The organism is Bacteroidota bacterium (assembly GCA_016213405.1).
Lineage (GTDB): Bacteria > Bacteroidota > Bacteroidia > Palsa-948 > Palsa-948 > Palsa-948.
This window is the reverse complement of the sequence record JACRAM010000107.1, coordinates 21457-34956: the sequence shown is the minus strand read 5'-3', so window position 1 is coordinate 34956 and position 13500 is coordinate 21457. Positions and strand designations below refer to the sequence as shown.

The 13500-nt window shown below is 40.2% G+C and carries 12 protein-coding genes; 7 read left to right on the top strand and 5 right to left on the bottom strand.

Annotated features, from left to right (window positions below):
- The 5 genes from HY841_12975 to HY841_12955 all read left to right on the top strand — a co-directional run.
- Positions 1 to 440, top strand: a 440-nt coding sequence (locus HY841_12975) for a hypothetical protein (protein MBI4931675.1), incomplete at its 5' end; no start/stop codon positions are given.
- Between the two features lie 596 nt (positions 441 to 1036).
- Positions 1037 to 1183 carry a hypothetical protein gene (locus HY841_12970; GenBank protein ID MBI4931674.1) on the top strand — a complete coding sequence of 49 codons (147 nt, stop codon included), beginning with the start codon at positions 1037 to 1039 and terminating at the stop codon, positions 1181 to 1183.
- 95 nt (positions 1184 to 1278) lie between these two features.
- Entirely contained in the window at positions 1279 to 2853 is a 1575-nt protein-coding gene (locus HY841_12965) for a T9SS type A sorting domain-containing protein (GenBank protein ID MBI4931673.1), read from the top strand.
- A 131-nt stretch (positions 2854 to 2984) separates the two neighbouring features.
- A complete protein-coding gene (locus HY841_12960) occupies positions 2985 to 3419 on the top strand; it encodes a hypothetical protein (protein ID MBI4931672.1) in 435 nt (144 codons plus the stop codon).
- 131 nt (positions 3420 to 3550) lie between these two features.
- Positions 3551 to 4099, top strand: coding sequence for a hypothetical protein (locus tag HY841_12955; GenBank protein ID MBI4931671.1), 549 nt, complete (start codon positions 3551 to 3553; stop codon positions 4097 to 4099).
- Between the two features lie 33 nt (positions 4100 to 4132).
- Here the strand turns inward: HY841_12955 and HY841_12950 are convergent, their stop codons facing one another.
- Positions 4133 to 4465: a hypothetical protein gene (locus HY841_12950; GenBank protein MBI4931670.1), complete on the bottom strand. Its 333-nt coding sequence runs from the start codon at positions 4463 to 4465 to the stop codon at positions 4133 to 4135.
- 167 nt (positions 4466 to 4632) lie between these two features.
- Between HY841_12950 and HY841_12945 the strand changes: the two genes are divergently transcribed.
- Positions 4633 to 5421 carry a Fic family protein gene (locus tag HY841_12945; protein MBI4931669.1) on the top strand — a complete coding sequence of 263 codons (789 nt, stop codon included), beginning with the start codon at positions 4633 to 4635 and terminating at the stop codon, positions 5419 to 5421.
- A gap of 62 nt (positions 5422 to 5483) precedes the next feature.
- Here HY841_12945 and HY841_12940 read toward each other — a convergent pair whose 3' ends face one another.
- Entirely contained in the window at positions 5484 to 6461 is a 978-nt protein-coding gene (locus HY841_12940; GenBank protein MBI4931668.1) for a hypothetical protein, read from the bottom strand.
- Positions 6462 to 6754: 293 nt separating this feature from the next.
- The gene (locus tag HY841_12935) at positions 6755 to 7735 is read right to left on the bottom strand and encodes a DUF2279 domain-containing protein (protein MBI4931667.1); all 981 of its coding nucleotides are present in this window, start codon (positions 7733 to 7735) and stop codon (positions 6755 to 6757) included.
- A gap of 110 nt (positions 7736 to 7845) precedes the next feature.
- On the opposite strand from HY841_12935, the gene HY841_12930 reads away from it, so the two are divergent.
- On the top strand, positions 7846 to 10848 hold the full coding sequence (locus HY841_12930) for a hypothetical protein (protein MBI4931666.1): 3003 nt from the start codon (positions 7846 to 7848) through the stop codon (positions 10846 to 10848).
- Here the strand turns inward: HY841_12930 and hemW are convergent.
- Positions 10845 to 11972 carry a radical SAM family heme chaperone HemW gene (hemW, locus tag HY841_12925; GenBank protein ID MBI4931665.1) on the bottom strand — a complete coding sequence of 376 codons (1128 nt, stop codon included), beginning with the start codon at positions 11970 to 11972 and terminating at the stop codon, positions 10845 to 10847. The two genes, HY841_12930 and hemW, sit on opposite strands and share 4 nt — an antisense overlap.
- Entirely contained in the window at positions 11972 to 13474 is a 1503-nt protein-coding gene (locus tag HY841_12920; GenBank protein MBI4931664.1) for a HAMP domain-containing histidine kinase, read from the bottom strand. Before HY841_12920 ends, hemW begins: the two co-directional genes overlap by 1 nt.
- Positions 13475 to 13500: the final 26 nt, after the last annotated feature.

Here is a 13500-nt window from a genome sequence, read left to right as displayed (position 1 = left end):
TCGCAATCACCCACCGTGCAACACTAAACGATGAACTCGTTACACTTTTTAAAGAAGCAAATGAAATCCTCAACAAAACTTTAGACCCCATTTCCGTATCTTTCAAAACAAACGGCAACAAACATTATTTAAGCGACTACCGAAAGGCAAGAGAAATAATTGACCTCGGAAAAGGAACTACACGCATCAAAGGAAAAATCACAATGCTTTCTGCCGATGGAGAACCCGCCTTCAACAAAACAGTAAAAATAAATGAGCAGAATGTAGAAGTCAAAACCGATGTAGACGGCTTATTCGTTCACGAACCCGAAGCCCCAGCAACAGTTACCATGACAATTTCGGGCGATGGAATTGATTCCCAAACCACACAACCCTTTGCCGTGAAAAAAGGCGAAACCATCATAAAAAACTTCATCCTCCAGCCCACAGCCAACACCTGATGTATTATTTCCCTCTCCCTTTGGGGGAGGGATAAAGGGAGGGGGCTTGTTTTTGACGAAAAAACCCAAGCATAGCCCTTCCCGTTGACAGCATGTCATATCTTGCCCGAAGCATTGACAGGTTCGTTGACAGCATAGCATATCTCGTTGACAGCATGTCATATCTTGACCTAAGCATTGCGGGGTCTGACCTTAGCATAGACCATCTTGAGTAAAACATAGCGCATCTTGACTCAAGCATAGCGCATCTGGTCGGAAGCATTGACAGGTTTGACCGAAGCATTGTCAGGTTCGGCTCAAGCATAGACAATCTTTTCCCGACAACTTCGCATCTGGACAGTAACATTAACAGCAACTTTCGGGGGACAGCGTTTCTTATCCCGACCATCTCGCATACCCTGACAACTTTTAACGGCATCTTTCGGCTGACAGCGGTTCTTTCCTAAAATATTCTCATCATCGGACAGCAAATAAAAAACACCATCTTCCAAACTGGCACGCACATTTGCACTTTGCCTCTTTTTATTTTTACGCGAATAGGCAAAATGCAAAAGAGCGTGCCCTTCCTGCACCCCGACAGAAATAAATTTTCAAAAATGCCCGACACCAAAACAAAAACAAAAAAACAACATAGCGGACAATGGACAATTACTTCACGACACAGACGACAAAACAGCACAGGTGGTAACATCCGCTTGCCTCAATGGCGGTTTTCGTTCGGGAAAAATGTTTTGTGTATTTAATTATCTTTGTGGTGGCAGACAGTTTCTCGCTTTTAATCCGCCACTGCGGCAAGCGGAGGAACATTAGTAGCAAGGCAAAAAATACAAAAAAGACAATGAGACAACTCCTACTCTGCCTGACAGCTTTTCTCATATTGACAACTGTGTACGGACAGACAACTTTTCAGAAAACTTATGGAGGAGCAAAAAACGACCAAGGATATTCCGTTCAGCAAACTTCCGATGGAGGTTATATTATGGTAGGGCGTTTTCAAAATTCCAACTTTACTGGAGATGTATATTTAATCAAGACCACAACCAATGGAGATACTTTGTGGACAAAGACCTTTGGTGGAGTAGGAAATGATGATGGATCTTCTGTTCTACAAACCACAGATGGTGGATATATTATTGCAGGAACTACAATGAGTTTCAGTCCGGGTAATGGTGAAGATATTTATTTAATAAAAACCAATTCCATTGGTGATACATTATGGACAAAAATCCTTGGTGGAGTAGCTGATGATGTAGGCTCCTCGATTCTACAAACTTCCGATGGAGGATTTATTATTGCAGGAAGCACTATGAATTTTAGTGCAGGTTGGGAGGATGTTTATTTAATCAAGACAGACGGAAATGCAAATATCGTATGGGGAAAATCCTTTGGAGGGATAAATGGTGACGTGGCTTCTTCAGTTCAACAAACAACAGATGGAGGATATATAATTGTAGGAAATACTCAAAGTTTCGGTGCAGGTTCCTATGATGTCTATTTAATCAGAAGCGATGCAAGTGGAAACTCCTTGTGGACAAAGACCTTTGGCGGGTCAGGTATGGACTTTGGATATTCTGTTCAACAAACTACCGATGGAGGATATATCATTGCAGGAGGCACTTATAGTTTTGGTGCAGGCGGTGAAGATGTTTATTTAATTAAGACCGATGGAAATGGAGATACCTTATGGACAAAAACCCTTGGTGGAATAAGTAGTGACGTAGGTTCTGCGGTTCAGCAAACCAGCGATGGAGGATTCGTTATTGCAGGAAGTACTTCTAGTTTTAGCGCGGGCAGTAATGATGTATATTTAATCAAGACAGATGGAAATGGAAATTCCTTGTGGGGCAAATCCTTTGGTGGAACAGGCTCTGACTGGAGTTCTCAGATTCAGCAAACCAGCGATGGAGGATATGTTATTTCAGGAAGTACTTGGAGTTTCGATCCTTTCTTTGATATTTATTTAATCAAATGCGATTCCAATGGAAACAGTGGCTGTAATGAGGGTAATACAAATACGATTACAAAGGCTACGACAACAACAGTTACAAATCCTGCCACACAGGTTTCGTCAGGGGGAATTGCTAAAAATCCTCCAACCCAAACAGGAACGGGAGGAGCAGTAACTACGCTTTGTTTTGCGAATGGAGTAAATGAAATTGAACAAAAGAATATAATCAGCATTTATCCAAATCCTTTTTCCACACAGACAACTTTGCAGACAGACAAGTTTTTCAAAAACGCCACCTTGACAGTTTACAATTTGTACGGGCAGACAGTTAAACAAATAGACAATCTCGCGGGACAGACAATTATTTTTCACCGAGACAATTTACGAAGCGGACTGTATTTTATTCGCATAACACAAGACAATAAAATAATCACGGCAGACAAATTAGTAATCACAGACAACTGACACGACTGAATAATGCCCTGCTACTAACAGCGCGTTGCCATCAGGTGTAAGTAAAACTTAGCGGCTACAGCTGATTAAAAAACCACGCTGGTCGGGATTTAAAATCCTGTGCAAAGAATAAAAACAATAGTATGTATACGGACGAAACAATATTAACTTCTGGTAAATATAAATTCATAAAACTTTGCAGAGTTCCCGCAGATTATCTATTAGGATTTCATAAACAGTACAATCCAAACAATAAAAAGGCAGATAAAGAATTATTTGAATATATTGAAAACAACGTAGAAAAAATAAAAGCACGGCAAGAGGGGAAAATAATTTCTCCTCCTCTTGAAATGGCGTACAAAATAACAGGAAGGTTTGTTCAGTTAGTATGTAAGGATTCAAATAAAATATTTTTTTCATCCGAAAAAGATGCCAAACACGAAATAAGAAGAATACAAAATTTAGAACAAGAAAATAAAAAACCTGTAAGAGCGTATGAATGTGAAAAATGCGGTGGATGGCATTTAACATCTATATCATTTGAGCAGTGGGAAAAAACTAAAGAAAAAAAGATTTAACACTTCCCCGCTGGTCGGAATTTGTCCCGAAGGGATGCCTTCGGCATAATCCCGACCAATGAATAAGCGAACTTGAAATCCGCAATTAGTAAAATATCTTCTTCTGCTTTTCGTTAACTCAAAAATAACAAATGAAAAAGAAGATAACCTCCGTTGCTTTATTAAAAAATAAAAGTAAAGCGCTTGGCAAATGCTCTGCTCAAACAGACGAATTTTTCGAGGCGGTTTGCAACTCAATAATAAAAATAATTGACAAGTATTTTCCTCCGCATAACAAACACAAGTTAGAATTGGTTGCCTTTATGTTCAGAACAAACTGCCATGTTATTGATATTGCCATTGAAACTGAAAAAGCATATTTACTGTTGAAGCGCATGCATAAAGAAAAAGACAAAAAGAAAAAAGATGCACTTTATGAAACATACCGCGTTAAAACCGTAAAGTTTCTGTTGTTTGGCAGGCTCGTGCTCCGGTTCGGCAAAATAGCAGGAAAGAAAAAAAGATGGCTTAACTTTTTGCTGGATTGTGACAAGTTGATTGAACAAAAACTGAAAAAATATTTTCCGCTGCTCCGGCAGCGCCATTCAAAAGAAATGCTTGCTTATGGCTTGTTTGTATGGCGCACGTGCATGGAAATAGGAATTGATGCGGCAGCGTGGACGCGCATTAAATTAAAGTAAACCTCCGTATGCGCCAGGTTCTGCTTAGTGCATTTATTTTTTCTTTTTAGCAGGAGCGCCAAACCGTTTTACAAAATAATGGTAAACATATTCGGCTGCCTTATCCACCGAACGGAATCTTTTTGTCCAACCTGTAGGCGTAGAGAGGTATTTTATGGTTTTACCATCGACAACACTGCGAAAAGGTTTTATCGGCTTTACGTAACTGTATTTTACAAACCATTGTTTAAGTTTATGTTCCAGCATAAAACTGCCGGGAGCAGCAGAGGGCATGTGACCCAGCATGGTTTCAAAACAAAACCAAACTGTTCTTTTCTTAAAATGCACCACCGCGGTGGCGCAAATTGCTTCTTTTTTGTTTTTCATTTTTCGACAGATTAAGTTATAGTTGAAACGAAAAAAACCACTGAATATTTCAAATAGCGGCTTTTTTATTTCACAGCACTGCTCTGCTCTGCCACCGAGCCAATTGCCGGCACACGCAAAAGGCAGAAAGAAAAAAATCACGTAACTTTGCAGCATGGAATACATATATGAAATTGAATCTTGAAATAATTCCTGTTGATTTACTTAGGCGCTATTGCGGGCGTGTGAAAAAAACCAAGCGCACCGCATTTGAAAAACTGCACGACAGCGAGTTATCAATTAAAACTTTTAGCTTTTATACTTCCGTATCTGCCGTTTATTCCTCAAAAATAGAAGGAGAAAATATTGAACTGGATTCCTTTATTAACTATAAAAGACAGGGAGTAAAATTAAAATCCGATTATACGCGCAAGATTGATGATTTGTATAACAGCTACCTGCTGGCTCAGAAAAAAAAACTCACACCCGCCAATATCAACATGGCGCATGCTTTGCTCACTAAACATATTTTGCAAAAAACAAAGCAGGGTACAGCCCGAAAAGGAAATATGTTTGTGGTTACGCGCGATGGAAAAATAGAATATGTGGCAGCGCTTCCTTTTCATGTGCCGAAAGAATTAAATAAACTATACGCTGATATAAAGCAATTACTCAGCACTGAGTTAACTTTTAATGAAGTATTGTATTTTGCTTCAATGATTCATTTGATGTTTGTAAAAATTCATCCGTTTGAAGATGGCAACGGGCGTACCGCCCGCCTGCTGGAAAAATGGTTTATGGCTAAAAAGCTGGGAGCAAAAGCATGGTTCGTGCAATCAGAAAAATATTATTACAAAAAACATAAAACATATTACAATAACATCAGGTCTTTAGGCATGGAGTATGAAACGCTTGATTACTCCAAAGCGCTTCCGTTTTTATTCATGCTTCCGGAAGCTATCAGTTATAAAGATTAAAAAAAATAAAAGCCGCTTAAAATTAATGAAGCGGCTTTTTATTTCACAAACATGCGCGCACTCTACTGAGCAAACACCTTCACTTTTATTTCGCCATCGGTGGCAGTGCTTCGGTTCACCACCACCAGCGTTCCGCTGGGATTATTAAGAATAAGTTGTTCGCCCGGCTGCAAGGCAATGGGCTCATCACTCAAACTGTCATGCACGGCAAGAATGGTGGTTCCGGTATTCTCGGCTTTTGATTGGTCAGCCACGCGCAGGATGGAAATGCTTCCGCCTTTAGGCACATTGAATCTCCTGAAGCGGGCTTTCCTGTCTTCATTGCGCACGCGGTTCTTCAAACTCTCCATAGTATATTCATCCGTATGGGCTGGGCTGGAGAAAGCGTAAATGCTTTTTCCGGCAACGCACACATCAATCATAATATCCCACAGTTCGTTAAACGTATTTATGTTGGCTTCCGCTAATGAATCGCGCTCGTCAGTAAGCAGGTTTTGTTTTGCGTTGTCATCGTTCACCAAATCCCACAACTTGTAAAGGGCATCGCGCTTGGCATTGCTGTAACCGTGATTGGTGAGGGCTGCATATTGCTCAGAAATGTTTTGTTTGAGCAAACCCATGGCGCCATCAAATTCTTCCACATCAGCTTTTGAAATGGCTTCGCGCACCTGACCTATGCCCATGTCTTTATAACTCATGGTGAGTTCGCCTTTTTTATCTGCAAGGCGGGCAGATACTTCCAGCTTTCTCAGATGGGTGCGCATGCCACGCATGTTTTTCAATATGCGTTTGGTGATGCGTTTTAAGTCGGCAGTGATTTTCTTCGGATGAAGGAGCGACATAATAAGGTCGCGTTTTTTCCTGAATTCCGCGAGATAGTCTGCGTTCATTTCAGGGTAGTCAGCCGAGAAATCCGCCTGGTCATGTTCCAGAGAATTAATCAGGAACTTTGAGAGTGTGGGCAGTTCTTCAATTCTGCATGAGAATTTGCGGATGCCCGGATTTTCGGGTGTGGTCGGAATGATTAATAAGTATAACATGTTGTTTTGGGTTTTGCCCCTGCCCTAAAGGGTGAAGGGATTTAGTTTTTATTATTTTTTAGTTTTCTATTTGTTGTTTGCCTTTATCCCCTTTAGGGTTAGGGCTTGTGTTTTGTTTTATGAGGAGGGTAGTACAAAACAGGTGCCATGTTTCTTGGCGAAGCGTGCCGAAAAATAATTTTTCAACTCAATGAATAAATACACCGCACGGGCGTTGCTACTATGAAAAATTGAAAAAAGAAATTAACTTTTAATTTTTGAAAAAGAAAAAAGCTGTTGATAAATCAAAAAAGTCAATAATACAGCGGGTGAAACGTCATGCCCTTTTTACTCCACTCCAGCGCAGGCGCAGGAATTTTTATGAAAGAAAAGGTTTCAGCAAGCGCCTTAATGAAATGTGATTTAGTTTTGATGCGCGTTAAATCAATATCCAGCGAAAGATAATACTGGCGGTATCTCTCAAAGGTGATTTGGTTTCCTTTATCATCCACAAACAAAGGGTTGGAACTGCCGCCTGTCATGCCCTCAGCGCCATAGCCAAAAGCAATGTTCAGCCACTTAGGAAAGTGCCCTTTCCCCCGATGCTCCGATTGGGGCAAGCCTGTGCCTCCCCCTCCGGGGGAGGGAAAAAGGGCGGGGGCGAAAGAGGAAATATTCAATGAAAGCCAATACGTTTGCCCGTTATAATCTTTCACCAACTGTTCGCTTAAACTTTTTCCGAGCAGCGAAGGGCGGTATTGTGGAAAACCGGTTTGATGAAAAGAATATTTGAGAGAAATCCCCCCTGCCCCCCTTTTCAATGGGGAAACCACCGTGCTGCTTTGCAACATCTTTTGTGTGATGATGAATCCGGTGCCGAGCGTGTTGGCAGAAAAATCGCTCCATGAAAATCCCCATCCATCCGAGAAACCGTCAAGCATTTCTAATCCTGTCAGGTAAAGAAAGCTTCCCGCGCAGCCATACAGAATAGATTTTTTATTATTCGCTCCGCTCCATTGCATCATGTCAATTCCCATTCTGCCCAGATACCAAGAGGTAACGAAATGCCCTGCCTTATCCATCTGAAGCCACTCTTTGCTGTCGTCAAAAAAATGAAACGAGGTTTGATTGTAATTTTTATACCAGGCGCTGCTCAGCAGGGCAAGCGAGCCGCCATAGCCGGTTCCCTGCACGCATACGGCAGAAGCAAATCTCTTTTTATTGAATTCGGGAGAAGGGGCAAAGAACCGAACCGTGTCCTGTGAAAAAAGTTTTCCTGAAAAACTTATTATCAAAATAAACTTCAACAAAATCCTCATCCCTGAAAATGAATTATATTTGACCTGCTTATACAAAGGTAGCAACTGGCATGATTGATGTATAATCCAACTAAAATTCTCAACGGATGAAAAAACAGTTACTTCTCTTCTTATCCTTTTTCATTTTCATTTCTTCACAGGCGCAAATCAAGAAGCGCTACAACCGCCCCTTCTTCGGATTAAACATAGGAGGCACCTACGAACAAAGCGATGTAAAGGATATCGCTCACGCGGGCTGGGGCTTCACCTTTGGAAAATACTACATGCAGAATGAAACCAATCTGTTTGACGTTGGCTGGAGACTGCGCTACCTCAACGGCACCACATCGGGACAGGATGGATTTCGCAACAATGATCTGAAAAACAATTCTGCGCTCAACGGCATTCAGGATTCTGCGGCTGATTATTTCCACCATGGCGGATATGTTTACAATAATTACCAGATGAAATTTAATGAAGGCGCGTTTGAAGTGATGCTCGGATTAAATCGTTTGAGAGAGAAAACAAGAGTGGTCGTGTATGGATTCGGAGGAATGGGAATCAGCGGGTGGCAGACAAAAACAAACCAGCTGAACCCGAAAGGAAAAAGATATGCGTACGATTCGCTTGGCACTTCTCCTTCCCGTTCAGCCATTGAAGCCATGCTGGATGATTCGTATGAAACAAACGCAGACGGCAACAGCAAGATGAAAGTTCATTTTGTTCCATCAGCCGGAATCGGATTAGGATGGCAGACAAAGCGCGGACATTACATAGGTCTTGAACACCGCATAACGTTTACCATGAATGATTACACGGATGGTGTTACGCAAAGTGGCGGTGGATTTTTCGGTGGCAATAATGATATGTATGACTATACCGGATTTTTTGTTCGCTGGATGATTGGCGGTGGTTCAACAACGTATCATGCCACTGACCCAACGGGTTACAGCAACAATCCGCCACCCCCTCCGCCACCGCCAACTTATACTTATACAACGGTGAATCCTCCCCCACCCCCTCCTCCTCCTCCGGGAAATAAGAAGCCAGCGATTGTCATCAATTACCCGAACATAAATCCGTACACCACAAACAACAGCATGATGACCGTGACTGCGAGCGTATTTAATGTGGGTTCGAGAAATGATATTTCTGTTAAGGTGAATGGGTTTCCCTCGCAAAACTTTGCTTATGACATGATGACAAAAGTTTTGACACTTACCACCACGCTGAATCCCGGCAACAATGCTTTTTATTTATCTGCAGTCAATCCATACGGAAATGACTGGAAAAATGTTAATGTAATTTACGAGCAAGGCGGAAATCCTCCGCAAATGCAAAAGCCGCTCATCACCATCACCAATCCGCTGCAAAATCCTTTCTCAACAAACCAAAGCAGCGTTACCGTGATGGGAACTGTGATGAATGTAAGTTCACGGAATGACATCACCGCTTATGTGAACGGAACTCCTAACGGAGCTTTCACCTATGATGCGAATACAAAAATACTTGCTCTCACAACAAAATTAGACCTTGGTTCCAATTCCATCAAATTCAACGCAACAAATCCGTTTGGCAGCGACAGCAAATCGCAAACAATAATTTATCAGGCTGCTCCGCCTCCACCTCCACCATCGTCCAAACCCATCGTTATTATTTCAAGCCCGAGTCCGAGTCCTTATCATACAAATGTTGCTTCACAGATTGTAAACGCTACGGTTCAGAATGTGAATTCGCAGAATGAGATTACGGTTGTTGTGAATGGAACGCCTGCTCCCTTTAGTTATGATGCGAACACAAAAAACCTAATGGTGGCGAATAACAACCTGAACATAGGCAACAATATTTTCACTATCACCGCATCCAATCAAAACGGAAGCGACAGCAAATCTGTTACAGTTGTCTATGCGAATAAACAAGCGCAGGAAAAACCTGTGGTTACGATTACCAGCCCAAACCCGAATCCTTATAACACAAAGAGCAATTCTGTTTCAGTCAACGCCACAGTCGTGTATGTGTTTTCAAAACAGGAAATTTCTGTGCAAGTGAATAACCAGCCCTTCACTAATTTTAATTATGATATTTCTTCAAAAACTCTTTCATTGACAAGCAACCTGAACGAAGGCAATAATTCATTTGTCATTACCGCAACGAATCAACATGGAAGCGACAGCAAATCACTCGCTGTTATTTATACAAAAAAAGAAATAATGCTGAAACCGGTTGTTACTATTAATACTCCTTCTTCAAATTCTTTTAAGACAGAAAAAAATAATGTGGATGTAACGGCTACTGTTCTTACTATAAATTCTAAAAATGATATTACAGTAAAAGTGAATAACTCTTCGTTCCTGAATTTTATTTATTCCACCGACAGCAAAATACTGACCTTTAATTCTTCTCTCAATCCGGGTTCAAATACAATCATCATTTCAGCAAGCAATGCTGCGGGGAACGATAGCAAAAGCGTTACCGTGAATTACAATAAGCCCGTTGAATTGCCGAAACCAATAGTGACCATCACGTACCCTGCTTCTAATCCATTCACATCCAACAGTCCCAACCTTACCATTACCGCCACAGTAATGAATGTTTCTTCGAAGAATGACATCACTATCACAACGATGGGGAACGCACAAATTACCAACTTCAATTATGATTTAAATACAAAACTCCTGAGTTTCTCTCCAACCTTAATGCCTTCTACTCTTTTCACGATTAAGGCAACTACTCCTCAGGGAAGCGACAGCAAAAGCATAACGATAAAATATGTGAAGCAAACAGGAATTGTAGAGATGGATCCTATTAAAGGAGAAGGAATAAAAAATAAATTAAAACCTGTTGTAACCATAACAACTCCTGCAAGCAATCCTGCACAAGTTTCTAATTCCACAGTGCAATTTACCGCTACTGTTCTGAATATTAATTCTCAAAACGACATTAAGATCACACTCAACGGGAGTCCGTTCAAAAATTTTGTTTACAGTGCAGAATCAAAAACAGTTTCATTCACTGCTACCATGCCATTGGGTGCAAACAATGTTATTGTTATTACAGGAACTAACTCCTACGGAAGCGATTCAAAAAGCATAACGGTGAATGTGACCTAAGTCACGAATAACTCGCGGGCTATTGTATCGGCAAAGAGTTTTCCTTTTCGAGTAAGCAACAATTTATCTGATTTTCTTTCTATAAGATTGCTTTGCTGTGCACGCAAAGACGATGCTGAAAAATGAGATGATATTTCTTCGGAAAAATTCTTTTTCACAAATTTAATATCTGCTCCCCATATGGTTCTGAGGGAAGTCAGAATATACTCATTGTATTTCTGATTCTCAGAAAGAATTTCTTTCTCAAACGGGATGTTGTTTTTATGAAGACAAGAAATATAGTTGGAATTGCTGCTCACATTCCACTGCCTTGACCCGCCATCAAAGGAGTGCGCAGAAGGACCAAGTCCTAAATATTTTTCTCCCATCCAGTAACTGGAATTGTGCCTGGAATAAAATCCTTCTTTACAAAAATTTGAAATCTCATAGTGAATAAAATCATTCTTCTCCATTTCATCCATCAATACTTCAAACTGCTCTGCGCTCTTTTCAGAATTTATATTGAGAGCTTTACCTTTATTTATAAATGCTGCCAATGCAGTTTTCGGTTCTATCGTAAGCGAATAGCAGGAAAGATGCTGAACATCCAAAGCAATTGCCTGTTTAATATTTTTTTTCCATTGCTCATTTGAAAGGGTCTGAATTCCGTAAATCAAATCAATAGTTATGTTTTTGAATCCTGCATTCTGGGCTTCTTTAACAGAAGTGATTGCACATTCTGAATCATGAATTCTGTTCAGGAACAGTAAATCTTCATCTGAGAAACTCTGTATCCCAATACTTAACCGGTTAATAGGAGTTTGATAAAGTTCTTTCAGCTTTTCCTTCGACAAGTCATCAGGATTAGCTTCTAAAGTAATTTCAGCATTCAGGTCAATTGAAAAATAGTCTGCAAGTTCAGAAAAGATATCGAGAATTTCTTCATGTGATAAAACTGATGGCGTTCCGCCACCAAAATAAACTGAGCTGATATTTTTTGTTTCAAGATAATCTTTCTGCAAGTAAATTTCTTTTTTAAGCGCTTCAAGAAAATCCTTTTTGTTTTTCAGCGAAGTGGAAAAATGAAAATCACAGTAATAACATGCCTGCCGGCAGAAAGGAATGTGAATATAAATGCCAGCCATTATTTATTGAGAACAATGCGAATGGTAGTTCCTTTCCCGATTTCAGACCGCTTAACAAATATTTTCCCACCGTGATAATTTTCTACAATACGTTTTACAAGAGAAAGTCCCAGTCCCCATCCTCTCTGCTTCGTAGTAAACCCCGGTTGAAAAATGGTTTTATACTTGGTGCGGGAAATTCCTTTTCCTGTATCAGTTACATCAATGTAAACGTATTGCAACTGGTCAGTGACTTCTACATCAATAGCGCCATTGCCATCCATCGCATCAATCGAATTGCGGCAGAGATTTTCAATCACCCATTCAAACAGGGGAATATTTATTTTAACATATATCGCATGAGATGCCATTGCCTGAACAGAAAAGTTCACGCTCTTTGAAGTGCGCGTTTTCATATAAACAACCGACTTATTAAGCACTTCCATAATATCAGCTTTCTCAAGGACAGGAATGGAACCGATTTTCGAAAACCGTTCTGTAATTGTTTCAAGCCGTTTCACATCTTCTCTTGCTTCGGATAAAGTTTTTTCATCTACCCCTTTCATCTTTAAATATTCCAGCCAGGCGATGATTGATGAAAGAGGAGTTCCTAATTGATGCGCTGTCTCTTTCGCCATTCCGAGCCAAACCTGGTCCTGCTCCGCTCTTCTTGCAGTACTGAAAAGAATGTATGATATCAGAAGAAAAATTCCGATGATGCCGAATTGCACATAGGGATAATATCGCAATTGCGTGAGAAGAAAAGATTCTTTGTAAAAAATATAATTTTTCTGTCCGTCTCCTAAATCAATTTCAATAGGAGGATTCTGAAATTCTATTTCGGCAATTGTTTGCTCTACAAAAACAGAATCTTTCATTTTAAGAGAATCCATTTTACCGAAGGCAATGACATTCTTGGTTGTTGAATCTGTGTATATGACAGGAACAGAGGCGGAGTTCACCGCCACTTCCGAAATAAAGGATTTAATCAAGCCGTCAAAAACAGTTTTTAATTCAGAAAAAAGATGAGAATCACGATAGTAGAGAAAGTTTTTCTTTCCTGGGAGGATTTCTATTTCAATCGGCTTATGCTGAATTTGCATCGTGTCAATCTGTCCGTTTATATAAATCGTATCCTTAACAAGAATAGAGTCAAGATTTTTTGAAAGAAGAAGTTTTCCTTTTTCATCTACAATAATGACAGGAATGGTTTGATTATTCTTGATGACTTCAAGAACAAACGTGTAATCGCTGAGGTCACGGGTTAACTGATGGTTGGCTTCCGCCCAAAGTTCAATTTTCTGCCTCTCTTCGTTTTCGATCTTGTGAAAAAGTTCATTGGTATATTTTACAAGATTAGCTTTTCGCTGAATGGCTTCAGCCCACAAGCGGACTTTTTTTTGTTCATCATCCGCAATTTTTTTTACAAGAATATTCGTATACCACAGCGAAGCAATGACAATGAGCACTGCTCCAAGAAGCAAAAATAGTTTCCAACGTTGTTTGCGGGAATAAATATTCATGGGTGCAAATAACTAATCCCTACGAA